Source organism: Streptomyces sp. CAI-85 (assembly GCF_013363615.1).
Classification (GTDB): Bacteria; Actinomycetota; Actinomycetes; order Streptomycetales; family Streptomycetaceae; genus Streptomyces; species Streptomyces antibioticus_B.
The window spans coordinates 1-23,946 of the sequence record NZ_JAANNX010000073.1 but is presented as its reverse complement, the minus strand read 5'-3'; the positions used below and the strand labels follow the sequence as shown (position 1 = coordinate 23,946).

21 protein-coding genes, 3 pseudogenes and 1 riboswitch are annotated in these 23,946 nt (G+C 73.1%); of the genes and pseudogenes, 12 read left to right on the top strand and 12 right to left on the bottom strand.

Annotated features, from left to right (window positions below; all coding sequences use genetic code 11):
- Positions 1-220: 220 nt before the first annotated feature.
- Complete coding sequence (locus G6W55_RS33525) at positions 221-1,687, bottom strand: glycine hydroxymethyltransferase (RefSeq protein ID WP_175524452.1); 1,467 nt, start codon at positions 1,685-1,687, stop codon at positions 221-223.
- A gap of 44 nt (positions 1,688-1,731) precedes the next feature.
- Positions 1,732-1,821: riboswitch (ZMP/ZTP riboswitch) on the bottom strand.
- A 56-nt stretch (positions 1,822-1,877) separates the two neighbouring features.
- Here G6W55_RS33525 and G6W55_RS33520 point away from each other — a divergent pair.
- Positions 1,878-2,708, top strand: a complete 831-nt coding sequence (locus G6W55_RS33520) for a hypothetical protein (protein ID WP_175524455.1) — start codon at positions 1,878-1,880, stop codon at positions 2,706-2,708.
- Positions 2,709-2,783: 75 nt separating this feature from the next.
- On the opposite strand, the gene G6W55_RS33515 is transcribed toward G6W55_RS33520, so the two are convergent.
- Entirely contained in the window at positions 2,784-4,199 is a 1,416-nt protein-coding gene (locus G6W55_RS33515) for a PLP-dependent aminotransferase family protein (RefSeq protein WP_175524451.1), read from the bottom strand.
- 47 nt (positions 4,200-4,246) lie between these two features.
- Here G6W55_RS33515 and G6W55_RS33510 point away from each other — a divergent pair, with 47 nt between their 5' ends.
- Positions 4,247-4,744 (top strand): carboxymuconolactone decarboxylase family protein, encoded by a 498-nt coding sequence (locus G6W55_RS33510; protein WP_175524450.1) that lies wholly within the window; start codon positions 4,247-4,249, stop codon positions 4,742-4,744.
- A gap of 13 nt (positions 4,745-4,757) precedes the next feature.
- Here the strand turns inward: G6W55_RS33510 and G6W55_RS33505 are convergent.
- Positions 4,758-4,907: pseudogene (locus G6W55_RS33505) on the bottom strand (glycine betaine ABC transporter substrate-binding protein); the annotation flags it as partial.
- 1 nt (position 4,908) lies between these two features.
- On the opposite strand from G6W55_RS33505, the gene G6W55_RS33500 reads away from it, so the two are divergent.
- A complete protein-coding gene (locus G6W55_RS33500; protein WP_217687710.1) occupies positions 4,909-5,448 on the top strand; it encodes a helix-turn-helix domain-containing protein in 540 nt (179 codons plus the stop codon).
- A gap of 419 nt (positions 5,449-5,867) precedes the next feature.
- On the opposite strand, the gene G6W55_RS33495 is transcribed toward G6W55_RS33500, so the two are convergent.
- Positions 5,868-6,719: a DUF4253 domain-containing protein gene (locus tag G6W55_RS33495; protein ID WP_254876545.1), complete on the bottom strand. Its 852-nt coding sequence runs from the start codon at positions 6,717-6,719 to the stop codon at positions 5,868-5,870.
- 78 nt (positions 6,720-6,797) lie between these two features.
- Between G6W55_RS33495 and G6W55_RS33490 the strand changes: the two are divergent.
- Positions 6,798-7,226, top strand: a pseudogene (locus G6W55_RS33490) (MFS transporter); the annotation flags it as partial.
- 37 nt (positions 7,227-7,263) lie between these two features.
- Here the strand turns inward: G6W55_RS33490 and G6W55_RS33485 are convergent.
- From G6W55_RS33485 to G6W55_RS33470, 4 genes are all read right to left on the bottom strand, one after another.
- Complete coding sequence (locus G6W55_RS33485) at positions 7,264-8,253, bottom strand: malate dehydrogenase (RefSeq protein ID WP_030787983.1); 990 nt, start codon at positions 8,251-8,253, stop codon at positions 7,264-7,266.
- 478 nt (positions 8,254-8,731) lie between these two features.
- A complete protein-coding gene (locus tag G6W55_RS33480; protein WP_175524448.1) occupies positions 8,732-9,553 on the bottom strand; it encodes an XRE family transcriptional regulator in 822 nt (273 codons plus the stop codon).
- 268 nt (positions 9,554-9,821) lie between these two features.
- Complete coding sequence (locus G6W55_RS33475; protein WP_309243869.1) at positions 9,822-10,280, bottom strand: DUF3017 domain-containing protein; 459 nt, start codon at positions 10,278-10,280, stop codon at positions 9,822-9,824.
- 61 nt (positions 10,281-10,341) lie between these two features.
- A complete protein-coding gene (locus G6W55_RS33470; RefSeq protein ID WP_175524446.1) occupies positions 10,342-11,196 on the bottom strand; it encodes a bifunctional methylenetetrahydrofolate dehydrogenase/methenyltetrahydrofolate cyclohydrolase in 855 nt (284 codons plus the stop codon).
- A gap of 278 nt (positions 11,197-11,474) precedes the next feature.
- Here G6W55_RS33470 and G6W55_RS33465 point away from each other — a divergent pair, with 278 nt between their 5' ends.
- The 5 genes from G6W55_RS33465 (at position 11,475) to G6W55_RS33450 (ending at position 16,155) form a co-directional block, all read left to right on the top strand.
- A complete protein-coding gene (locus G6W55_RS33465) occupies positions 11,475-12,077 on the top strand; it encodes a hypothetical protein (RefSeq protein ID WP_175524445.1) in 603 nt (200 codons plus the stop codon).
- Between the two features lie 133 nt (positions 12,078-12,210).
- Entirely contained in the window at positions 12,211-12,957 is a 747-nt protein-coding gene (locus G6W55_RS39080) for an FHA domain-containing protein (RefSeq protein ID WP_309243868.1), read from the top strand.
- Complete coding sequence (locus tag G6W55_RS33460; RefSeq protein WP_309243867.1) at positions 12,954-14,624, top strand: protein kinase; 1,671 nt, start codon at positions 12,954-12,956, stop codon at positions 14,622-14,624. Before G6W55_RS39080 ends, G6W55_RS33460 begins: the two co-directional genes overlap by 4 nt.
- A 103-nt stretch (positions 14,625-14,727) precedes the next feature.
- Positions 14,728-15,648: a hypothetical protein gene (locus G6W55_RS33455; protein ID WP_175524444.1), complete on the top strand. Its 921-nt coding sequence runs from the start codon at positions 14,728-14,730 to the stop codon at positions 15,646-15,648.
- A 42-nt stretch (positions 15,649-15,690) separates the two neighbouring features.
- Positions 15,691-16,155 (top strand): hypothetical protein, encoded by a 465-nt coding sequence (locus G6W55_RS33450; protein ID WP_175524443.1) that lies wholly within the window; start codon positions 15,691-15,693, stop codon positions 16,153-16,155.
- Between the two features lie 70 nt (positions 16,156-16,225).
- On the opposite strand, the gene purH is transcribed toward G6W55_RS33450, so the two are convergent.
- Positions 16,226-17,791, bottom strand: coding sequence for a bifunctional phosphoribosylaminoimidazolecarboxamide formyltransferase/IMP cyclohydrolase (gene purH / locus G6W55_RS33445; protein ID WP_085207882.1), 1,566 nt, complete (start codon positions 17,789-17,791; stop codon positions 16,226-16,228).
- A complete protein-coding gene (gene purN / locus G6W55_RS33440; protein WP_175524442.1) occupies positions 17,788-18,417 on the bottom strand; it encodes a phosphoribosylglycinamide formyltransferase in 630 nt (209 codons plus the stop codon). Before purN ends, purH begins: the two co-directional genes overlap by 4 nt.
- Positions 18,418-18,712: 295 nt before the next feature.
- Between purN and G6W55_RS33435 the strand changes: the two genes are divergently transcribed.
- Both G6W55_RS33435 and G6W55_RS33430 read left to right on the top strand, forming a co-directional pair.
- Positions 18,713-19,552 (top strand): hypothetical protein, encoded by an 840-nt coding sequence (locus tag G6W55_RS33435; protein ID WP_175524441.1) that lies wholly within the window; start codon positions 18,713-18,715, stop codon positions 19,550-19,552.
- Positions 19,553-19,651: 99 nt separating this feature from the next.
- Positions 19,652-20,581, top strand: coding sequence for an RNA polymerase sigma-70 factor (locus G6W55_RS33430; protein ID WP_175524440.1), 930 nt, complete (start codon positions 19,652-19,654; stop codon positions 20,579-20,581).
- 3 nt (positions 20,582-20,584) lie between these two features.
- On the opposite strand, the gene G6W55_RS33425 is transcribed toward G6W55_RS33430, so the two are convergent.
- Positions 20,585-22,264 (bottom strand): DUF6350 family protein, encoded by a 1,680-nt coding sequence (locus G6W55_RS33425; protein WP_175524453.1) that lies wholly within the window; start codon positions 22,262-22,264, stop codon positions 20,585-20,587.
- Between the two features lie 113 nt (positions 22,265-22,377).
- Between G6W55_RS33425 and G6W55_RS33420 the strand changes: the two genes are divergently transcribed.
- Complete coding sequence (locus G6W55_RS33420) at positions 22,378-23,496, top strand: helix-turn-helix domain-containing protein (protein ID WP_175524439.1); 1,119 nt, start codon at positions 22,378-22,380, stop codon at positions 23,494-23,496.
- Positions 23,497-23,572: 76 nt separating this feature from the next.
- Here G6W55_RS33420 and G6W55_RS33415 read toward each other — a convergent pair.
- Positions 23,573-23,946 (bottom strand): annotated as a pseudogene (locus tag G6W55_RS33415) (succinate--CoA ligase subunit alpha); the annotation flags it as partial.

Here is a 23,946-nt window from a genome sequence, read left to right as displayed (position 1 = left end):
GGTAGTTGCCGAGGTGGAACGAGCCTGCGGTGGGCTGGATTCCGGAGAGCACGCGGGGCTTTTCAGCGGGGGCCATGTCCCCCATTCTCGCAGAGCCCGGGGGTGGGCTCGGCCCGAGGTGGGGCGGTGCGGGTACACGGGGAACCACGGCGCCGTCGTGGCCGCCCGCGCCCCGGGGCGGAGCCGCACAGGGATGCGGCCCCGCGCCTCGGGGGGGTGTCTAGCCGAGGTCGATCTCGGGGTACAGCGGGAAGCCGGCGACCAGGTCGGTGGCCCGGTGGGAGATCTCGTCGGCGATCTTCGCGTCCAGGACGTGGGCGGCCTTCGAGGGGGCGCCGGACTTCGTCGTGCCGGGCTCGGTGGCGGTGAGGACCCGGTCGATCAGGGCGGCGACCTCGTCCATCTCCGCCGTGCCGAGACCGCGGGTGGTCAGGGCCGGGGTGCCGATGCGGATGCCGGAGGTGTACCAGGCGCCGTTCGGGTCGGCGGGGATGGCGTTGCGGTTGGTGACGATCCCGGAGTCGAGGAGCGCGGCCTCGGCCTGGCGGCCGGTGAGGCCGTAGGAGGACGCCACGTCGATCAGGTTGAGGTGGTTGTCGGTGCCGCCGGTGACCAGGGTGGCGCCCCGGCTGGTGAGGCCCTCGGCCAGCGCGCGGGAGTTGTCGACGATCCGCCGGGCGTAGTCCTGGAAGGCGGGCTGCCGGGCCTCGGCGAGGGCCACGGCCTTGGCGGCCATGACGTGCGGGAGCGGGCCGCCGAGGACCATCGGGCAGCCGCGGTCGACCTGGTCCTTGAGGGAGTCGTCGCACAGCACCATGCCGCCGCGCGGGCCGCGCAGCGACTTGTGGGTGGTGGTGGTGACGATCTGGGCGTGCGGGACCGGGTCGAAGTCGCCGGTGAGCACCTTGCCCGCGACCAGGCCCGCGAAGTGCGCCATGTCGACCATGAGGGTCGCGCCGACCTCGTCGGCGATCTCGCGCATGATCCGGAAGTTCACCAGACGGGGGTACGCGGAGTAGCCGGCGACGATGATCAGCGGCTTGAAGTCACGGGCGGAGGCGCGCAGGGCGTCGTAGTCGATGAGGCCGGTCGCCGGGTCGGTGCCGTAGGAGCGCTGGTCGAACATCTTGCCGCTGATGTTCGGGCGGAAGCCGTGGGTGAGGTGGCCGCCGGCGTCCAGGGACATGCCGAGCATGCGCTGGTTGCCGAACGCCTGGCGCAGCTCGGCCCAGTCCGCCTCGGTGAGGTCGTTGACCTGGCGGGCGCCGGTCTTCTCCAGGAAGGGGACCTCGACGCGGGCCCCGAGGACCGCCCAGAAGGCGACGAGGTTGGCGTCGATGCCGGAGTGCGGCTGGACGTAGGCGTGCCGGGCGCCGAACAGCTCCTTGGCGTGCTCGGCGGCGAGGGACTCGACCGTGTCGACGTTGCGGCAGCCGGCGTAGAAGCGGCGGCCGATGGTGCCCTCGGCGTACTTGTCGCTGAACCAGTTGCCCATCGCGAGGAGGGTGGCCGGGGAGGCGTAGTTCTCGGAGGCGATCAGCTTGAGCATCTCGCGCTGGTCGGCGACCTCCTGGCCGATGGCGTCGGCGACGCGCGGCTCGACGGCGCGGATCACGTCGAGGGCCGCGCGGAAGGCGGTCGACTGGGTGGAGAGGTTCTCGGCGGGGCGGGACTGCTGCTCTGACATGGCGTCGGCCTCCGGTGGCGTGGGCGTGAAGCGGTCACGGTTCTCGGTCTGGCCCAGGCGCACGGCACTCGGTCACTCACAGGCCGCTCCCCGATGGTCCGTCCCATCCCAGCGCGCCAGTCACGGCCCGGTCAGCAGCCTACCGTCCGCCCGGGGACTGTCGGCCTACAGTCCGTCTGTGGTGTTCGGAATGGTGTGCGCCCTCGGCGCTGCGGTGTGTTTCGGTACGGCGACGGTGTTGCAGGCGATGGCCGCGCGCGCCGCCTCCGGGGGCGGTGGCGGGGAGGCGGCGCTGCTGCTGAGGGCGCTGCGGCAGTGGCGCTATCTGGCGGGCCTGGGGCTGGACGGGCTCGGGTTCGTGTTCCAGATCCTGGCGCTGCGCTCCCTCGCGATCTACGCCGTGGGGGCGGCGCTGGCGTCGAGCCTCGCGGTGACGGCGGTGGTCGCGTCGCGGCTGCTGCGGGTACGGCTGAGCCGGACGGAGTGGACGGCCGTCGGCGTGGTCTGCGCGGGCCTGGCGCTGCTGGGCCTCGCCGCGGGCCCGGAGGGCGACGAGACGGGGCCGGGGTGGCTGCCCTGGGCGATGCTCGGCACGGCGGTCGCGGTCCTGGCCCTCGGCCTGTCCGGACGGTGGCTGCCGGAACGGGGGCGGTCATTGGTGCTGGGCCTGGGCGCGGGCTTCGGCTTCGGCGTGGTGGAGGTCGCGGTCCGCCTGATCGACACGCTGTCCCTGGGCCCCCTGCTGAGCGACCCGTCCCTGTACGCCCTGCTCCTCGGCGGCGGCGCGGCGTTCCTCTCCCTGACCTCGGCCCTCCAACGCGGCTCGGTGACGGCGGCGACGGCCGGCATGGTGATCGGCGAGACGGTCTGGCCGGCCCTGGTGGGCGTGATCTGGCTGGGCGACGGGACGCGGGAGGGCTGGGCGTGGGTGGCGGTCCTGGGCTTCGCGGTGGCGGTGGCGGGGGCGCTCGCGTTGGCGCGGTTCGGGGAGGCGCCGGACGCCGGCGCTGGGCCGGGGTGAGGGGTGGTGGCGTTACGTGGAGGGCTGCGGCGCCGTCGTGGCCGGTCGCGCAGTTCCCCGTGCCCCTGGGGAGGTTCAGCCCAGGTCGGTCCCGGGGTCCGAGACCCCCAGGGCTGTGCACAGGGTGGTCAGGGTGGGGGTCCAGGCGTGGTCCGGTGGGGTGGCGTAGCCGATCACCAGGGCGTCCGGGGGTGTGCCGGTCGCGTCGGGGTGGTGGTGGCGGGGGGTCAGGGGGTCGAGGGCCAGGCCGAGGTGGGCGGCGGCGCGGATCACGTCGCGTTCGGTGCCGGGCGGGAGGCGCAGGACGGCGTGCAGGCCCGCCGCGATGCCGGTGACGCGGACCCAGGGGGCGCGCTCGGCCAGCACCGAGACGAGGGCGTCGCGGCGGCGCCGGTAGCGGAGGCGGGAGGCGCGTACGTGACGGTCGTGGGCGCCGGAGGTGATGAACTCCGCCAGGGTCAACTGGTCCAGGACCCCGCAGGTGTCCACCGCGCCCTTGGCGGCGGCGAGTTCGCGGGCCAGGCCGGGCGGGGCCACGATCCAGCCCAGGCGCAGACCGGGGGCCAGCGACTTGCTGGCCGTGCCCAGATACACCACGTGGTCGGGGTCCAGGCCCTGGAGCGCGCCCACGGGCCGGCGGTCGTACCGGAACTCGCCGTCGTAGTCGTCCTCCAGGACCAGTCCGCCGGTGCGGCGCGCCCACTCCACGACGGCAGAGCGCCGGTCGTGGTGCAGCGCCACGCCGGTCGGGAACTGGTGCGCGGGGGTGAGCAGGACCGCGCCGCCGGGAGCCAACTCCCCCGGATCCGTGCCGTGTTCGTCGAACGGCAGGGGCACCGTGGGCAGACCCGCGGTCTCCGCCAGCCGCCAGTGCGCGTCCAGGCCGTACGACTCGACGGCGAGGGTGCGTGTCCCGCGCGCCCGCAGGACCGTGGCGAGGATGTGCAGCGCGTGGGCGAAACCGGCGCACACCACGATGTGTTCGGGGTCGGCGCGCACCCCGCGGGCGCGGGCCAGATAGCCGGCGAGCGCGGCGCGCAGTTCGGGGCGGCCGCGCGGGTCGCCGTAGCCGAGGGCGTCGTAGGGCGCGACGGCGAGGGCGCGGCGGGCGGCGCGCAGCCAGGCGGCGCGCGGGAAGGAGGCGAGGTCGGGGAGGCCGGCGCGCAGGTCGTGGCGCGACCGGGCGCGGGCGGGCCGACGCGGGGCCGCTCCGGAGGAGGGGACGACGGACCGGTCCGCGACCCGGGTGCCGGAGCCCTGCCGGGCGGTGAGCCAGCCCTCGGCGACGAGGTCGGAGTAGGCGGCGGCGACCGTGTTGCGGGCCAGCGCCAGGTCGGCGGCGAGGGAGCGGGAGGACGGCAGCCGGGTGCCGGGGGCGAGGCGCCCGCCGCGGACCGCCTCGCGCAGGGCGTCGGTGAGCCCTCGGCGCACGCCCGGCCCGGACGGTTCGAGATGCAGGTCGACCCCGAGAATGGCCCACGTTTCCGTCATGGAAATGGACCATACCCGTGGGCTGCCTCGACCCTAGGGTCGAGGACATGACCACCGAACGACGAGCCCCGTACGCCCCCGAACCCACCGCCCGGCTGCCCTGGGCCAAGCACGCCCCCGAGGTGTTCCAGGCGATGGTCCGCCTGGACGGAGCCGCCCGCCGGGGCGTCGACCCGGTCCTCTACGAACTGGTGAAGATCCGCGCCTCCCAGCTCAACCACTGCGCGTACTGCATCGACATGCACAGCAAGGACGCGCTGGCGGCCGGGGAGAGCGTGGAGCGGATCGTCCAGCTCTCGGCCTGGGAGGAGTCGCCGCACTTCTACACCGAGAAGGAGCTGGCGGCCCTCGCGCTGACCGACGCGGTCACCGTCCTCACCGACGGTTTCGTGCCCGACGAGGTGTACGCGCACGCCGCCGCGCACTTCGAGGAGGCCGAACTGGCCCATCTGATCGCCGCGATCGCGGTGATCAACGCCTGGAACCGCTTCGGCGTGACCGCGCGGATGGTGCCGGGCCACCACCACCCGGCCCCGCACGCCTGACCCGCCCCGGAGGTCACGGCAGCCACGCCTTCCAGGTGGAGGCGTGGCTGTCGGCCCACTTCCGCGCCGCCTCGCGCGGGGTGAGCTTCTGGTCGGCGATCAGCAGGGAGACCTCGTTCTGGTCCTCGGTCGTCCACCGGAACTTCTTCAGGAAGGAGTTCGCCGTGTCGCAGAGCATCGATGAACACACCGGCGCTCGGATCGCCCGTGTCCGGAAGCAGCGCGGACTCACGCAGCAAGGGCTGGCGATGCGGGCGCATGTGTCGAAGTCGCTGTTGTCGAAGGTGGAATGCGGGCAGAAGGACGCCTCCCCCATGCACGCCTTCCCGCGCGCAGACCACGATGACATCCGGGCGATACGACGTGGGTCTGCGGGTGGTCGACTGCTCTGCGGGACGTCGATGTCCAGGAGTCACGCCGTCCGGCGGGGATCGAGGCCATGCGGGGCATGCTGCACCTGCGCGCTGCAACCATCGCGGGTGGATACCCGGCACCATGCCGACGCCCGTCTGGCCGAAGCCCGTGCGCTCGCCCTGGCCACAGGGGAGCTGCCGGACTTCGGCGTCACTTGGGGACTGGTGAACGTCGGCGTTCACGCCGTCGCCATCGCCTCGGAGGCCGACGACTTCGGGCGTGCGATCGAGCTCGCCGAGGAAGTACGCATCCCGCGTGGCTGGACCCGTTCCCGGGCTGGGCACCACTAGATGGGCCTGGGCCGGTCCCATGCCTGGTCAGGCCATCCGGAGCAGACGCTTGCAGCAGCACGCGCCAGACCCCGCTCGGCCCCGCGAGACGCACCGGCACTCGGAGCCGCAAGATCCGAGAGAACGACCAAGCAGGCGCCGCCGGAACGCCCTTCGACTTCCGGCCATGAAGTCAGCAACTCCTCCCGGAACGCAGTACGTCAGGGCTCACAGCAAGGTCGCCTGTGTCACCTTCAGCAAGGTTGTCGAAGACTTCCCCAGGGTCCTCCGACGCGGTGCTTCCAGAAACCGAAGTCACTACTAACTGGCCACCCTCTCGGGTTAGAAGTTTAGGGATTGGACACAGGTCGTCTACCAGCAGCTTCGTCGTTCCGCAGACCCGACCACCACGTTGCCAACGCTGTCAGGGTGGGAAAGGCTCAGTCCCACCAACAGGTCCATACGGTCGAGCGGATTTCTCCGTCGGCAAGTGTGGGCAGGTCCGGCGCGGCGTCGCTGGAGTAGGCGAATAGTTCGACGGCGGCTTGTGCGGCAGTCGACGGCGTGAGGGGAGGGCGGCTGACAGCCAACCGTAGATTACTGCCGTCAATGTAAAAGAGTTCGGCACCGAAGCGTCGCCGCCAACTGCACAGGAAAGCCAGGTGGTCTGCAGGCTCCAATCCGCGTTGCACCCTGTCGACGTACCAGTTGGGGGCATGGGGAAGCTTCTGCAACAGTACGGGGATCTCGTATCCGTGCCCTGCCTCCACCAGACACATCCATAGCTCCGTTTTCCAGGAAAGGAAACCAGACCAGGGGTCACCGGCCAGAGGGGCGTCAATGGGTCCCATCAAGGAGGTGGCTAGATTCTGCGGGTTGAGGACCTCCAGCCACTCCTGCTCAGTCTCCCTGTCCGGGCTCTTGTCGAGGGAATCCGCCAAGAAGGCGGCCACCATTTCGGCAATCACCTCATCCGGGTCACGAATCACAGCGACAGCTACAGCTTCCCGGCCAGACGGGGAGAATTCTCCGGGAATGTGCCGGATCAAGGATCTAGGATCCAATACCGACAGAACCGGGTACCAACCTGAGCCAGAGGCGTGCAACTGATGCAAGCGATTCCAAACGCTCCAGGCTTGAGCCCGCGGGACAATGAAGCCGCGAGAGCGGATGCCGTCTGCATTAACGGCGGTCACCACCGCATTGGGCAGAACAGAAAACCCTGCCTGAGCGGCGAGAGCACTCACCTCGTCGTCACCGAATTCACGGCTCGACACAATAAACTCCGACATCTCTTCCTACTTCCGCAAAGTGACGCTGAAATCGCAGCCGTCACCCTGCATTCGAATCGCAGTGAGGTTTATCGATTCATCGGCGCGGGTCTCGCCCTGATCGGGCTCGGCCTGCTCGCCGCGTCCACCGCGGGGCCCGGCACGCCGTATCCCCTCTACGCCTGCTGGCTGCTGGTCATCTCGGCCGGTACGGGACTGTCGATGCCCGCGCTGACCCTGGGCGTGGTGGCCGCCCTTCCGGCGCGGCAGGCCGGGCTCGGCTCCGGGCTCGGCACCTCGGCCCGGGAGATCGGCGCGGCGCTCGGCGTGGCGGTCGCCGGAACGGTCCTCGCCGGTCACGGCGGCCTCGGCACCGGGATGGGGCCGGCGCTGCGCACGGTCGGCGCGGTGGTCCTGGCGGCGACGGTGGTTGTGGTGGCGGGACTGCGGGTCCCGGCACCGGGTGCGGGGCGGGGCATGCCGACGGGCCCCGTTCCGGAGGAGACCGGAGCGGGGCCCGTGAGGTGAGGCAGAGCCGGGTGAGGCCGGATCGGGCGAGGTCGGATCAGATGAGGCCGAGGGCGCGGACCGCCTCGCGCTCCTCCTCCAGCTCCTTCACCGACGCGTCGATGCGGGCGCGGGAGAACTCGTTGATGTCCAGGCCCTGGACGATCTCGTACACGCCGTCCTTGGTGGTGACCGGGAAGGAGGAGATCAGGCCCTCCGGGACGCCGTAGGAGCCGTCGGACGGGATGCCCATGGAGGCCCAGTCGCCGTCGGCGGTGCCGTTGACCCAGGTGTGGATGTGGTCGATGGCGGCGTTGGCCGCGGAGGCGGCGGAGGACGCGCCGCGGGCCTCGATGATCGCCGCACCGCGCTTGGCGACGGTGGGGATGAACTCGTCGGCCAGCCACTGCTCGTCGTTGACGACCTCGGCCGCGTTCTTGCCGCCGACCGTGGCGTGGAAGATGTCCGGGTACTGGGTGGCGGAGTGGTTGCCCCAGATCGTCAGACGCTTGATGTCGGCGACGGTCGAGCCGGTCTTCTTCGCGAGCTGGGTCAGCGCGCGGTTGTGGTCGAGGCGGGTCATCGCGGTGAAGCGCTCGGCCGGTACGTCCGGGGCGGCGGCCTGGGCGATCAGGGCGTTGGTGTTGGCCGGGTTGCCGACGACGAGGACCTTGATGTCGTCCGCGGCGTGGTCGTTGATGGCCTTGCCCTGCGGCTTGAAGATGCCGCCGTTGGCCTCCAGGAGGTCACCGCGCTCCATGCCCTTGGTGCGGGGGCGGGCGCCGACGAGGAGGGCGACGTTGGCGCCGTCGAACGCGACGTTCGGGTCGTCGCTGATGTCGATGCCCTGGAGAAGCGGGAACGCGCAGTCGTCCAGCTCCATCGCGGTGCCCTCGGCGGCCTTGAGCGCCGGGGTGATCTCCAGGAGGCGCAGCTTGACCGGCACGTCCGCGCCGAGGAGCTGGCCGGAGGCGATGCGGAAGAGCAGGGCGTAACCGATCTGGCCGGCCGCGCCGGTGACGGTGACGTTCACGGGAGTGCGGGTCATGGCGTTCTCCGTATGACAGCTCGGTGGGGCGTCCCTGCCCCGGACGGGACGTACAAATGATCGATCTCTTGGTATCAAGAGATCCGACCAGCGGTCAGGCTATCGCGCCGCCGGGACCCCGGACGGCCGGGGCCATGTGGCCCGTCCCACAGAGTGGACCCCTCTTGCACCGCGACGGCCGCCGGTCCGGGAGAGAAGGAACCGTACGACCGCCGCGGCGGGGGGACCGGGTCGTGCCGGATCCCGTGGGGGTACGGTTCGCGTGCCCGCAGCGGACGCGGCTATTCCTCCCCCACGCCGCTTTTTCCTCCCACCGCCACACCACAGCCACCCGTCCGGCCGACGTACGCCCCACGTCGTGAGCGGCCGACCTGCCCGTGCACCCCGTCCGCCCGCCGGGCGCCATGCACTCCGCCGAGCCGACCTGCGCCGTACACCCCCTCCGCACCCCATCCGGCCGACAACCGCACCACACCCGCTACCCCGTACACCCCGTCTCCCCCGAAGCCAGTTCCGCGCAGGCCGTTGCCCGGGCCGGGTTCGGGACCGCGATCATCGGGGTGTAGGCGATCGTGTCGCCGGTCGTGGTGATGCGGGCCGTCTGGCGGGTCGTGCCGACCGTCACGCGTACCGAGTCGCCCGGGGTCGCCTGCACGATCCGCCCCCAGGCCGTGCCGCAGGTCCTGCTGTAGCGGACCTCGACCACCACCGCGCCGACCGTCGCGCTGCGGGCCGTGGTCACGAGGTCGCCGCTGCAACCCATCTCCTCGGCGTCCTGGCCGGTGCACGCCGAGCCGCCGCACAGCACCCCGGAGGGCGGCGCGGTGGGGGACGTCGCCGACGGGGGCGGGGTGCGGTCGGGGCCGGACATCGGCTTCGGGTCTCCGTCGCCGGTGAGGAGGAAGCCGCCGACGACCACCGTCACCGCGCCCATGACCCCGGCCACGAAGAGCGCCCATCGCGGCCGTCCGGAGGGCTCCGGCGTGGGTACGATCCGCAGCGCGTCCCGCGTCCCCGCGTTCCGCAGCTCCGCGCGGCTCCAGGCGCGTTCGGCCGGTTCCCGGGCGGCGGTCAGTCGGTCGGCGGGGGTGTCGGTGGCCTCGGCGAGGGCGGCGATCGCGCCCTTGGGGGCGAGTTGCCGGCCGTCGAGGTAACGCTCCCAGGACGCCCGGCCGTAGCCGGTCCGGTCGGCGAGCGTCCGTGGGGTCAGCCCGGCCCGGTCCACGACCCCGCGCAGCAGCTCGACGAACTCCCGTACCTGCGGGTCGAGTTCGTCGGACAGTTCCTTCCGGCGCGCCATCGGCCCCCTCCCTGCACACCGTCCCCCACGGGCCACGCGGACCCCGAGGTACCGACGATTCGGGACACATGGCCGAACTGTCAACGTATCGGCACGACGAGCGCACATCAGGCGCGCGCCCGTGGCAGGACCGCCACACGGTTCCGGAACCGTCACTTCCATGACACAGCGCGTGGACAGCCGTTGAACGGGCCGTCACCGTGCGCGAGCGTGGAACACGACGGCGGCCCGTCCTTCTCGGGGGAGAGGACGGGCCGCCGCGCGTACGTCAGTTGGCGACCGTGAAGTGCAGGGTGTCCTTGAGGAAGGGGATCTGCAACCACGGATCGGGCTGCGCCATCAGCGCCAGCAGGACGATCGCCGAGCCCAGCACCCCGTACGTCACCATGTCCGTGAACCGGGAGCGGACGGCGAGCATGCCGACGTTGGGCAGCAGCCAGCGCAGCACCCCACCGGCCAGCAGGGCGACGCCGATCAGTATCGTCCCGATCCGGAACTGGTCGAGCGCGGTGAGCAGCAGGCCGAGCGCGACCGTCGCCAGGACCGCGATGATCGGCCACTGCCGGGCCGCCAGCGCGGCGTCCGCGTCCGCCGCCCGGCCGCCGCCCTCGGGGCGGGCGGTGTCCCGGGTGAACTTCGGGAAGCGGCGGGTGGTGCGGCGCGGCACACCGTCGGGGCCCGGCGCGCTGACGGGGTCGCGCACCTCGATCTCGTCGGGGTCCCGCACGTCCGGCGCAGGGCGCGTGCCCCGCGTGTCCTTGTCGTCCCCGGGTCCGCCCGGGGCGCCGTCAGCCGACACTGCGTTCCGCCGCCTCGACCACGTTCACGAGCAACTGGGCGCGGGTCATCGGGCCGACCCCGCCGGGGTTCGGGGAGATCCAGCCGGCCACCTCGCGCACGTCCGGGTGGACGTCCCCGAGGATCCGGCCCTCGGCGTCGCGGGAGACACCGACGTCGAGGACGGCGGCGCCCGGCTTGACGTCCTCGGCGCGGATCAGATGGGCGGAGCCCGCCGCCGCGACGATGATGTCCGCGCGCCTCAGGTGCGCCGCCAGGTCCCGGGTGCCGGTGTGGCACTGGGTGACGGTGGCGTTCTCGCTGCGCCGGGTGAGCAGCAGCGGCATCGGGCGGCCGATGGTGACACCGCGGCCGACGACCACGACCTCCGCGCCCTTGATCTCCACGCCGAACCGCCGCAGGAGCGTGAGGACGCCGTGCGGGGTGCAGGGCAGCGGGGCGGGTTCGTTGAGGACGAGACGCCCGAGGTTCATGGGGTGCAGACCGTCGGCGTCCTTGGCCGGATCCATCAGCTCCAGGACACGGTTCTCGTCGATGCCCCTGGGCAGCGGGAGCTGCACGATGTACCCGGTGCACGCCGGGTCGTCGTTCAGCTCGCGGACGACCGCCTCGATCTCCTCCTGGGTGGCCGTGGCGGGCAGCTCGCGCTGGATGGAGGCGATGCCGACCTGGGCGCAGTCGCGGTGCTTGCCCGCGACGTACTTCTGGCTGCCGGGGTCGTCGCCGACGAGGATCGTGCCGAGGCCGGGCGTGACGCCCTTCTCCTTCAGCGCCGCCACGCGGGCGGTCAGATCGGACTTGATCTCGGCTGCGGTGGCCTTGCCATCGAGAATCTGGGCGGTCATGGACCCATCCTCCCGGATGACCGGTCCCGGGTTCCAATCCGGGTGACCCCGCAGGTGGCGCCCGGCGCCCGGCACCTGCCGCGCGTTCTTGATCGCGGATGTTGCACTTGCACAACACCTGCGGAATGCGGCTGGACAACAAACCGGCCATTGCAGAACGATTGACGGCACAGTGCCGCGGTCTGTACCGGGGGGACCAACCGCATCTGTACCTCTTCCTCCGAAACCGCGCCGCCCGACGTCCCCGCACCCCGGTGCACTACGGAGGAAGGACCGCCATGAGTTTCGGCGACCCGAACAACCCCTACGGGCAGCCGCCCCAGCAGCCCGGCCCTCCCGGCTACGGCTACCCCGGCCAGCCCCCGCAGCAGGGGTACGGAGCCCCGCAGCAGGGCTACGGCTACCCGGCGGCCCCGCCGGTCTCCCAGCCGTACGGCGGCGGCTACGTCCCCACCCAGATCCCGAGCATCACGCGCGCCGCGCAGATCCTGCTCGGTGTGATCGCCCTGGCGCACGTCATCATCTCGGGCGTCTACATCAGGGAGCTGACCCAGTGGGACAAGACCATGCTGGAGGCCGGCGTCACCGGTGACGCCGAGGCCGAGCGCCTCGCCGACCTGGGCAAGGGCGTCGTCGTCTTCTTCATCGGCCTGGCCGCGGTCTTCGCGGTGCTCGGCGTGGTGCTGCTGCTCCAGTACGCGAACGGCCGCAACGGCGTACGCGTCTGCTCGATCGTCTACGGTTCGTTCGCGATCGTGAGCGGCATCTTCTCGCTCGCGATCTACGGCCTCGGCCTGCTCATCATGATCCTCGCGGTCCTGGTGATCGTCTTCGCCGCGAAGCGCGCCAGCGCGGACTGGTTCAAGCGTCCGCGGTACTGACGCGGCGCCGAACCGGCGCTGCCAGTGACCAGTTCGCGCCATTCCGTCCCGGGGCCGTGTCACACCGTGACACGGCCCCGTTCCGTCGCCCACTCTGATGCGGTAGGCGCGGGTGGGGAGCGGGAGACACAGCGTGTACAGCATCATCGTCGTACCACCGGCGGACCCGGGCGACGGGCGCGGCGGCCAGGAGCCCCGGCGCCCCCTCCGGCTCGCCCCCGGTGAGCGGCTGACCTTCGGGCGCTCGGCGCGCGACAACGACCTGGCGATCCCCCACGAGGGGGTCTCCCGGCGGGCCGGCGAGATCACCGCGCAGGGCGCGTTCTGGATACTGGGCAACTTCAGCCGCGAGCAGACCTATGTGGTGGAGAACCCGGAGGGCGCGGGCGAGCACATCAAGGTCGCGCCGGGACGGCTGGACGCGCCGGTCCCCTTCGAGTTCGCCCGGATCGTGCTGCCCGCGGCGGGCGATCTGCTGCCGGTCGAGGTGTGGGCGCCCCGCCACGACTATCTGGGGGCCGCGTCCGGCCTGGACGGGGCGACGACCGCGCCCGCCTTCGCGCTGGACCGCTCGAAGCGCTACTTCGCGGTGCTGGCCGCCCTGTGCGAGCCGAGGCTGCGCGGCGCGCCGCACGCCCCGCTGCCCACGGTCGAGCAGGTCGTGACCCGGCTGCGGCCCGGCTGGCCGGCCGCCTCCCGCACCTCGGTGCAGTGGAACATCGACTATCTGGCCGTGAAGCTGCGCCTCAAGCCCGGCCCGGAGACGGCGGACCCCGGACCGCGCCTCAACGGCAAGAAGGAGTCCCTCGTCTCGCTGGCGCTCCGCTTCGACCTGGTGCGCGAGGACGACCTGGCGCTGCTGGAGGTGACCGGGCGGTGAGCGGCTCCCCCGGCTCCCCGGGCTCCCCCACGGTCCGGGTGCCGCCCGGCTACCGGATCGGCCGCTGGGAGGTGCGCGAACCCCTCGCGAGCGGCGCGTTCGGCAGCGTCTACGCGGCCCGGCGGCGGCCCCCGGGAAAGGCGTCTGACAACGATGCCGCGGCACGGACGCCGACGGATCTGCCCGAGACCGCCGCCCTGAAGTTCCTGCCCACCGGCACCCACACCCCGCGCCAACTCACCCATCTGCGCGAACTGGCCGAGCGGGAGACGGAGTTGCTCAGCCGGCTGTCCAGCCCGCGGCTGATCCGGCTCTACGAGACGCTCACCGTGGACGACCCCGGCCGCCCGCATCTCGACGGCGCCACCGTGCTGGTCCTGGAGAAGGCCGAGACGTCGCTGTCCGCCCTGCTGAGACGCACCCCGCGCCCGGCCGCCGGGCCGCCGCTGCTCGCCCAGGTCTGCGCGGGCCTCGCCCAACTGCACCGGTCGGGCTGGGTGCACGGCGACCTCAAGCCCGCCAACGTGCTGCTGATGGCGGACGGTTCGGCCCGGCTGGCCGATTTCAACATGGCCGGCGAACTGGAGGGCACCCACGCCTACACCCCCGCCTTCTCCACCCCCGACTACACCCCGCCCGAGCTGCTGTGGGCCGAGATCGGCGAACGGGGCCGCCGGATCCGCCCGTCCGCCGACGTGTGGGCCTTCGGTGTCCTCGCCCATCTCGTGCTCACCGGCTCCTTCCCGCTGCCCGGCGCCACCCCGACGGCCCGCCGGGACGCGGCCGTCGCGCACGCCCGCGGCGCCGCCGAACTGCGGCTGTCCCCCGAACTCCCGGACGCCTGGCGGGAGATCGTGCACGCCTGTCTGGCCCGGACGCACGCCGCCCGGATCTCCACCGAGGCCCTCCTGCGCCGGGTGGAGACCGTCACGGGGACGACCTCCACCGAGGGCCGCGCGGGACGCCTGGCGCGCCTCTTACCGGGCCGACGCGCTCTCCGTCCCTCCGCCCGGCTGTCCCGTCGTACGGCCGTCCTCGCCGCCGGGCTCGCCACCGCCGCCGTGGCGGCGCTCGGGTACACCGTCGCCACCTGGGACTTCGGCCCGGGCCGAGGTGCCGGGGCGGGCGGGGCGGCGGCGGACGCGGCCGTCGTGCCGTACGGCGCCGAGCATCTGCGCACCGACCGGGGCGTGCCGGGCGCGTACCGGCTGCTGATCGTGGAGACGGCGCACGACTGCGACCATCCGTCGGTCACCCCGGCCCTGATCGCCGCCATGCTCAAGGTGGAGAGCGACTTCGACCCGGACCTCGCCGACCCCGAGAAGGACGAGTACGGCATCGCCCGCTGGACCCCGCGGGTGCTGCGCTGGTGGATGAACGAGGACGGCACGCCCGGCGAGACGGTGCCGTCGCCGCCGTTCCCGCCCGCCGAGTCCGTCCCGGCGATGGGCCGCTATCTGTGCTGGATCGCCCCGCGCCTGGCCTCGGACAACACCGGGGACCCGCGGGTCCTGGTCGCCGTCGCCTACCGCACGTCGTGGGACAAGGTGAACAAGGCCGGCGGGGTACCGGCCCCGTACCGGGCGTACGCGAAGCAGATCGCCCGCTACCTCGACGCGTACACGCCCCCGGACCAGGTGCCCTCCGGCCGTACCACCGGACCCTGAGAAGTCCGAGGTACCCCCCGGCCCCGATCTGCCCGAAGGTGTGAGTGCCGCACCGGGGACGGGCGGCGACGGGGAACCCACGGGGGAAACGGGGGGACGTGCCATGAGGCGTGCGCTCGCCGCGCTGTGCGCGGTCGCGGCGGTCACGGGGGTGGTCGCGACCGGGTGCGGCACGGGCACGGACGACCCCGCCGCCGCCCGTCGGGACCGGCCGGGGCCGCTGACCTGGCAGCAGGAACTGCGGATCGAGGACGCCCAGCAGCGGCTGACCGCCCGGTGCATGGAGCGGCACGGCTTCACCTACGCGGAGGACCGCGCCCTGACCCTGCGCGAGTCCATGCCGGTGCGCTATGTGCAGGACGACGTGGCGTGGGCCGAGGCGTACGGGTACGGCGGGCGGATCGAGGCCCGGCAGGAGCGCCGGCGGCTGCACCATCCGGTCGCCGCGTACCGGCAGGGGCTGTCCGCCGCACGCCGCGCCGCCTTCGACGAGGCGCTCGACGGCGGCGACCGCTTCCAGGTGCTGTCGGCGACCCTGCCCGGCAGCGGCCGCGAGGTCCGCAAACGCCTCGGCGGCTGCACGGCGGAGGCGGAGAAGACCCTCTACGGCGACCCCGGCACCTGGTTCCGCGTGTCCAAGACCGCCACCGGCCTGAACGCCCTGTACGCCGACGACCTCCGGCGCGACCGGCAACTCGCCCGCGCCGTGGCCGCCTGGTCACGGTGCATGAAGAAGGCGGGACTGTCCTATCCGGACCCGCAGGCCGCCCGTGACGCGGTCCGGGAGAACACCGCCCGGCTCGGCACGGCGGGCGCGGGGCGGGCGTTCGCCACCGAGCAGGCGACCGCCGTCGCCGACGCCCGCTGCGCCCGCGCCACCTCTCTGCGGTCCGTGGCGGCGGCCCGCGAGACCTCCTACGTCGACCGGCTCCCGGGCCGGTACGGCGAGGCGCTCGACACTTATCGGCGCCTCCAGCGGCAGGCGTACGACCGCGCGGTACGGATCGTGCCGCAGCGCGCCTGACGCGACCGACACAACCGAAGTGACATCAACGAGGGGACCATCATGCGCAAGTTCTTCATCACGGCGGCGGTCGTCGGACTGACCGCGCTCGGCCTCGGCGCACCGGCGACGGCCGCCCAGGCCGCCGAGACCGGCGCGCAGGCCACCGTCTGCAACAGCAAGTGGCCCGGCCGCAACGGCAACGTCTACGCCTGGGACGCCTTCGACTGCCAGGGCAACCCGCTCGGCGTCACCGCGGGCAACGACCCCGACTGGAACAGCGCGGGCGGCGGCTTCGCCAACGCCTGGGACAAGGCGTCGTCCGTCATGAACGCCGGCTACACCGGCGGCAACGACATCGTGCAGTTCTGGTACATCCAGCAGTACCAGACGGGGTACACGTGTCTGTCGCCCTACGAGTACTTCGCCGACGACCTGTCCGACAACACGTTCAGCAGCGGGCAGAACGTGAACAACAACATCCGCGCGCACAAGTGGGTCAGTAGCTGCAACGTGTGGCTGACCTGACCGAGGACCGGTGCGGGCGGTCCCGGCCCCACCCGGGGCCGCCCGCACCTTCGCTCACGCGCGCGTGGGCTCAGTGGAAGAAGTGCCGCGTCCCGGTGAAGTACATGGTGACGCCGGCCTTCTTCGCGGCCTCGACCACCAGCTCGTCACGGACCGAACCGCCCGGCTGGACGACGGCCTTCACACCGGCCTCGACGAGGATCTCCAGCCCGTCGGGGAAGGGGAAGAACGCGTCGGAGGCCGCGTAGGAGCCGCGCGCCCGCTCGGCGCCGGCCCGCTCCACCGCGAGCTTCGCGGAGTCGACCCGGTTGACCTGGCCCATGCCGACGCCGACCGAGGCGCCGTCCTTGGCGAGCAGGATCGCGTTGGACTTCACGGCCCGGCAGGCCCGCCAGGCGAAGGCCAGCTCGGCCAGCTCGTCGGCGCTCAGCGCCTCGCCGGTGGCCAGCGTCCAGTCGGCCGGGTCGTCGCCGTCGGCCTGGAGACGGTCGGTGACCTGGAGCAGGGCGCCGCCGTCGATCGGCTTGACCTCGACCGGGTTCGCGGGGGCGCCCGGCGCCTTCAGCACCCGGATGTTCTTCTTCCGGGCGAGCGCCTCCAGGGCGCCCTCCTCGTAGTCGGGGGCGACGATGACCTCGGTGAAGATCTCCGCGACCTGCTCCGCCAGCTCCTTGCTGACCGGCCGGTTCACGGCGATGACCCCGCCGAACGCCGACAGCGGGTCGCAGGCGTGCGCCTTGCGGTGCGCCTCGGCGACATCGGCGCCGACCGCGATACCGCACGGGTTGGCGTGCTTGATGATGGCGACGGCCGGCTCGTCGTGGTCGTACGCGGCACGGCGGGCGGCGTCCGTGTCCGTGTAGTTGTTGTACGACATCTCCTTGCCGTGGAGCTGCTCGGCGACCGCGAGACCGGTGCCCGAGCCGTCGACGTAGAGCGCGGCGGGCTGGTGCGGGTTCTCGCCGTAGCGCAGGGTGTTCTCGCGCTCCCAGGTGGCGCCGAGGAAGTCGGGGAACCGGGACTCGTCGACGGGCGCGTAGGACGAGGCGAACCAGGAGGCGACGGCCACGTCGTAGGCGGCGGTGTGCTGGAACGCCTCGGCGGCCAGCCGCTTGCGGGCGGCCAGGTCGAAGCCGCCGTCGGCGACCGCGGCGAGGACGTCGCCGTAGCGGGCCGGGCTGGTCACGACGGCCACCGACGGGTGGTTCTTGGCCGCGGCGCGCACCATGGACGGGCCGCCGATGTCGATCTGCTCGACGCACTCGTCCGGGGAGGCGCCGGAGGCGACGGTCTCGCGGAACGGGTAGAGGTTCACGACGACCAGGTCGAACGGCTCGACGCCCAGCTCGGCGAGCTGCTCGCGGTGGCTGTCCAGCCGCAGGTCGGCGAGGATCCCGGCGTGCACCTTGGGGTGCAGGGTCTTCACCCGGCCGTCCAGGCACTCGGGGAAGCCGGTCAGCTCCTCGACCTTGGTGACGGGGACACCGGCGCCGGCGATGCGCGAGGCGGTGGAGCCGGTCGACACCAGCTCGACACCGGCCGCGTGCAGCCCGCGCGCGAGCTCCTCCAGGCCGGTCTTGTCGTAGACGCTGACCAGTGCGCGACGGATGGGCCGCTTGTTGCTCTCGGCGGTCACTGGATAACTACCTTTCGTCCCTCGATGCGATAGCCGTTGCGGGCGAGCCGCCCCACGACGTCGACGAGCAGCCTTCGCTCGACTTCCTTGATGCGCTCGTGCAGAGCGCTCTCGTCGTCCTCGTCCCGGACCTCGACCACGCCCTGGGCGATGATCGGGCCGGTGTCGACGCCGTCGTCGACGAAGTGGACGGTGCAGCCGGTGACCCGGGCGCCGTACGCGAGCGCGTCCCGCACCCCGTGGGCCCCGGGGAAGCTGGGCAGCAGGGCGGGGTGCGTGTTCACGAACCGGCCGCCGAACCGCGCCAGGAACTCCTTGCCGACGATCTTCATGAACCCGGCGGAGACGACCAGGTCCGGCGCGTGGGCGTCGACGGCCTCGGCGAGCGCCGTGTCCCACGCGTCCCGGCTCTCGTGGTCCCTGACCCGGCACACGAAGGTGGGGATCCCGGCGCGCTCGGCCCGGGCCAGCCCCTCGATGCCCTCGCGGTCGGCTCCGACGGCCACGATCTCGGCGCCGTAGCCTTCCGCGCCGGTGGCCGAGATCTCGTCCAGCAGCGCCTGGAGGTTCGTACCGGATCCGGAAACCAGCACGACGAGGCGCTTGGCCACGGGCTTGGCGGCCACGGTGGGGGCCCTTTCTCGGGGAGGCGTGCGTACGGCCGGCGGACCGCACGAAGCTTGTACGTTCGTACGAATGCATCGGGTTCCCGGATACGGGGAAGCCTACGAAGCAGCCGGCCGTCAGCAACGATACCGGCACATGGGGCGGCCCCCACGGGACGGGGGCGTGGCCGGAAGGTAGCGTCTGCGAGGAGCGGGATCGGGAACGCGGTCGCCGTGCGGCGCGTTCGTGAAGTGACAGCTCATGTCGGACAGTCGTGTTCAAGCCGTATTCACCCAAGGGGAAGACGCTCAGTTGATGCCGGACCGCAGCCCGCGACGCCTCACGCTCCTCCCGCAGTACCTGCCCGGAGGAGTGCGCGGCGCGCTGCTGCTGCGCGAGCGGCCCGGCTCGCCGCCGGACGCTCCGCAGGGCCCGCAGGACGACAACCCGTTCGCGCCGCCGCCGGAGGGCACCCCGGACCGGCCCTGGCAGCCGCGGCACCCCAGTGGTGGCCAGGGCGGCCACGGCCAGGGCGATCAGGGCGGCCAGGGTGGGCAGGGCGGCCAGGAGCCGCAGACGCCGCCCGGCGGGTACCAGCCCTGGGGCAGTCAGTGGAGCGATCAGCAGCCCGGCCGGGCACCCGGCGGCGGTTTCGGTGAGCGCCCCGGCGCCGGCCCCGAGGGCAACGGACAGAACGGCCAGGGCGGACCCGGCGGTCAGGGCGGCGGCCAGGGCGGTCCCGCCTCCCGCTGGGACCCCACCGACCCGGCCCAGCGCAAGGCGCGGTACGCGCTGCTGTGCGGCATGTGGGCCTTCTTCTTCGCCCTCTTCGGCTGGCCGTACGTGGCCCTGCTGCTCGGCGCCCTGGCCCTGAACTGGGGCATCGTCGCCCTGCGCGCCAAGCCCCGCACCCCCGACCCGGACGCCCCGGCGCCCGCCGCCGACCCCAAGGGCAAGCCGCAGACCACCGCCGCCGTCAGCGGCCTGGTCACGGCGTCCCTGGCGCTGGCCCTGGTGGCCGCCACCTTCACCGCGCAGCTCGTCTACCAGGACTACTACACCTGCACGAAGGACGCCCTCACCCACGAGGCGGAGCAGGCGTGCGGCGACCTCCTCCCGAAGGAGCTGAAGGGCATCCTCGGCGCCAACACCTGACCGGTGTCACAGACGGAGCCCGTGTCTCGTCCTGGTGTCGTACGGCTTGGTGTCGTACGGCGACATGAGCGGGCTTCGACCGGGGAGAGTGACGTCGGTATGACCAGGACCGAGGAGTTCGAGGAGCTGCGGCCGCTGCTGTTCTCCATCGCCTACCGGATCCTGGGCGGGGTGAGCGAGGCGGAGGACGCGGTCCAGGAGACCTGGCTGCGCTTCGAGGCGTCCCCGACCGAACCGCGGTCGGTGAAGGCGTTCCTCTCCACCACGGTGACCCGCCTCTCGATCGACGTGCTGCGCTCGGCCCGGGTCCGGCGGGAGAGCTATGTGGGGCCCTGGTTCCCCGAGCCGCTGCTCGACGACCCCTACGAGGACCCCGAGCGGGCGGCGGAACTGGCCGACTCCGTGTCGATGGCCGCCCTGCTCCTGCTGGAGCGGCTCAGCCCGCTGGAGCGGGCGGTGTTCGTCCTGCGCGAGGTGTTCGACTTCGACTTTCCCGAGGTGGCGTCGGCGGTGGGGCGCTCGGAGGCGGCGTGCCGTCAGCTCGCGGTGCGGGCCCGTCGCCACATGGCCGCGGGCCGGCCCCGTTTCGAGGCCGACCGCCAGGAGCGGGAGGAACTGGCGTCGCGGTTCTTCGACGCCCTGCACGAGGGCGACGTCGCCGCGCTGCGGGACCTGCTCGCCGCCGATGTGTCGCTGGTCGGCGACGGCGGCGGCAAGACGCCGCAGCTCGCCCGGGCGATCCTGGGCGCCGACAACGTCGCCCGGCTGCTCGGCTCCGTCGTCGAGCGGCTGTCCCAGGCGGGGGTCACCTTCACCCCGCACGAGGTCAACGGCCAGCCGGGTGCCGTCTTCCACGACCGCGACGGCCAGGTGCTGCACACGTTCGCCCTGGACGTCCTGGACGGCCGGATCAACGCCGTACGTATCGTGATCAACCCCGACAAGCTCGCCCATCTGGGCCCGGTGGCGGACGCCTGGGCGATCGACCGGGAGATCCGGGCCATGCGGCGGGCGCGGAGGGAGAGGTAGGGGTCAGGGGGTGACTTCGGGTTCGGGGGACTTGGGTTCCGTGTTCTCGGGTTTCTTGTCCTCCGATGCGCCCTCGTCCGGTTCCCCCGCCTCGGCCACTTCCCGGAGTGCCGCCCAGCGGGCCTCGCGGGGTGCGTCGTCGTGCCATACGGGGCCGGTGTCGGCGTCACCCGTCTCCACGAGGTCGTAGGGCTCGACGTCGTAGATCTCGCCGCCGAAGTCGCCGCCGAAGTCGCCGCCGAAGTCGTCGTCGGGCGTCTTCGGCGCGGGCACGTCGGTCCGCGAGGGCCGTTCGGCGCGTTCGGTCCGCCCGGTCTGGCTGCTCTGGCCGGTCTGGTCGGTCCGCCCGGTCTGTTCGGTCGGCTCGGTTCGCCCGGTTCGCCAGGAGAGGTCCGGCACCCACTTGCGTCCCCGCCGGCCCCGCACCCACAGCCCCACCGGCACCCCGGCCGCCACCACCCACAGCACCACCGCGCCCCCGACCTGCCAGCCCACCGGCCCGAACCGGGTCAGCGCCCCGACGCCCAGCGGTCCGCCGGCCCAGGCCGCGAGCGTGCCGACCAGCGCCCCGCAGACCACCGCCGCTGCCACCACGACCCCCGCCGTCCGGCGCCGCGACCAGCCGTCCTCGCCCTGGCCCAGCAGCGCCCCGGCCCGCGCCACGAAGATCCCCACCGTCACCCCGGCCAGCAGCGGCACCGCTCCGGCGGCCCAGTTCCACAGGCCGCCCGGACCCGCCTCCGGCGCCGCCGCCAGCAGCGGGAACGGCGGCAGCAGCGGCGCCGGGTCCGACAGCAGCGGGTCCACCACATGCCCGGCGCCGAGCACGAAGCCCGGCCCGAGCGCGTACGCCGCGCCCCACACCGCCGCGTTCGGCACCAGCGCCATACAGAGCAGCAGTACCGCGAAACGGCCCGACCATCCCTCGGTGAGCTGGAGGAACGCCCCCCGGGCCGCGTCCGCGTGCCACACCGACGAGGCCGCCACCAGCAGCGCCCCGCCGCCGACCAGCGCGGCCGCGCCGGCCCCGGCCGCCCGTACCGCCGCCCCGGCCCACTCACCGAGCACATGACGCCGTAGCCGGCGCGGCAGCAGCCGTACCACGGCGTCCCAGGGGCGGCCGCACGCCGTCCACACCCCGGCCCCGGCCGCCAGGACGGCCACCGCCGGCACGCACAGGGCCACCCAGGGCCACGACGGGCGCAGCGCGCCGCCGGACGCGTAGACCGCGGCCGCCGTCGCCACGGCGAGATAGCCGGCGACCACGCCCGCCCACACCGGCCGCGCGCCCGCCTCGGCGGCGAGGGCGACGGCCGGCTCGTCCGGGTCGCCCTCGCCGCCGTCGATCGCGTCGCGCGCGGCCCGGTGCAGCAGCCAGACCGGGAGCACCATCAGCAGCAGCGGGGTGACGCCGACCGGTGCCGCGGCCCCTGACAGGGTGTCGGTCCGCACGAGTTCCGCGCCGTGCGCGAGGAGCCACAGGGCGGCGGCGACATGGAGCGCGCCGCCCGGTCCGCTGTCCGGGTAGGGCGAACTGATCCACAGGACCATCACGAGCACGGCGAACGAGGCCAGTCCGAGCCCGGCCGCCAGGACGCCTCCCAGGACGCCGGCGCCCAGTCCGGGGGACCGGTCGCGGAACCGGGCGAGCAGGGGCGACAACGACGGCCGGCGGGCGCTCATCAGGATCACGACGGCATGGTCCCAACGACACGCGCTTTTCCCTTGTAACGGGCGAAGCTCCGTCGTGTCACTCAATATACGTTTATGTACTTTTTCGTACGGAGGGGCTTTCGGTGACCCAGCGTCCTGACATCCCGCTTCCGCCGCCCAAGGAGCGCCGACGTCTGCGCGAGGCAGGCGCCCTGACGCAGGCTCAGGTGGCCGCGCAGGTGGGCGTCGCCCGGGAGACCGTACGCGCGTGGGAGTCGGGCCGCACCACTCCGAGCGGACGGAAGGGGGAGGCGTACGCGCGGCTCCTGGAGTCCCTGACCACCCCGTCGGCGGAGCCGTACGAGGAACCCGCGGCCCCCCGGACGGCGGCGGGCCGTACGGGGAGGCACCGGCAGCCGTCGCCGTCGGCGGTCGCCACCGCCGAAGCCCCGGAACCCGCGGACGTCCTGACCCCCGCTCAGGCCTTCGACGCCCTGTACGCCTTCTGCGCCCCCGCGCTCGTCCGCCAGACCTATCTGCTCTCCGGCCGCCGCGAACTCGCCCGCGAGTCCGTCGAGCGGGCCTTCCAGACCGCCTGGCAGCGCTGGCCGGAGGTGGCCGTCGACCCCGACCCGGCGAGCTGGGTGCGGGCGACGGCGTACGAGTACGCGCTCTCCCCCTGGCACCGGTTCCGCCCCCGCTACCGGCACCCCGAACCCCCGCCGGCCGACGCCGCCGACCGCGCCCTGCTCGACGTACTCCTGACGCTCCCGCCGTCGTACCGCCGCACCCTGCTGCTCCACGACGGGGTGGGGCTCGGGCTGCCGGAGACCGCGGCCGAGACGGAGGCGAGCACGCCCGCCACGGCGAACCGGCTGCTGCACGCGCGCGAGGCGGTCGCCGCCCGGCTCCCCGGACTCGCCGACCCGGCCGCGCTGCACCGGCGGCTGGCCGAGGTGGCGTCCGCCGAACGGCTGCGCGCCCCCAGACCGCCGACCGTGCGCCTGGGCAGCGAGCGCCGGGCACGCTTCTGGACCCGCGCGGCGATCGCCTTCACGGTCACGATCATCGGCGCCACCGCCCTCACCGTGCGCACCGCCCCCACCCGGTACGAGCCACCGGTGCCGCCCGGCGAGACGGTCCAGGGCATCCCCCCGCGGGTCGCCCCCGGCACCCTGTCCGACAAGGAACTCAAGCTGCGCAAGAAGCTGCGCTCGGGGACGGCGCACGGGCCGCAGCGGCTGCTCCCGGAGAGCCGTTAGCCGAGCGTGGCGCGGACACGCCGACGGGCCCGGTCCCCCTGAGGGGAGCGGGCCCGTCGGTGTGCGGTCGGGCGGGTCAGCCGGCGAGGATCTCGCGGGCCAGCTTCGCCGTCTCGGTCGGCGTCTTGCCGACCTTCACGCCTGCGGCCTCCAGGGCCTCCTTCTTCGCGGCGGCCGTGCCGGAGGAGCCGGAGACGATGGCGCCGGCGTGGCCCATGGTCTTGCCCTCGGGCGCGGTGAAGCCCGCGACATAGCCGACGACCGGCTTGGTCACGTTCTCCTTGATGAACGCCGCGGCCCGCTCCTCGGCGTCGCCGCCGATCTCACCGATCATCACGATCAGGTCGGTGTCGGGGTCGGCCTCGAACGCGGCGAGCGCGTCGATGTGCGTGGTGCCGATGACCGGGTCGCCACCGATGCCGACGGCGGACGAGAAGCCGATGTCACGCA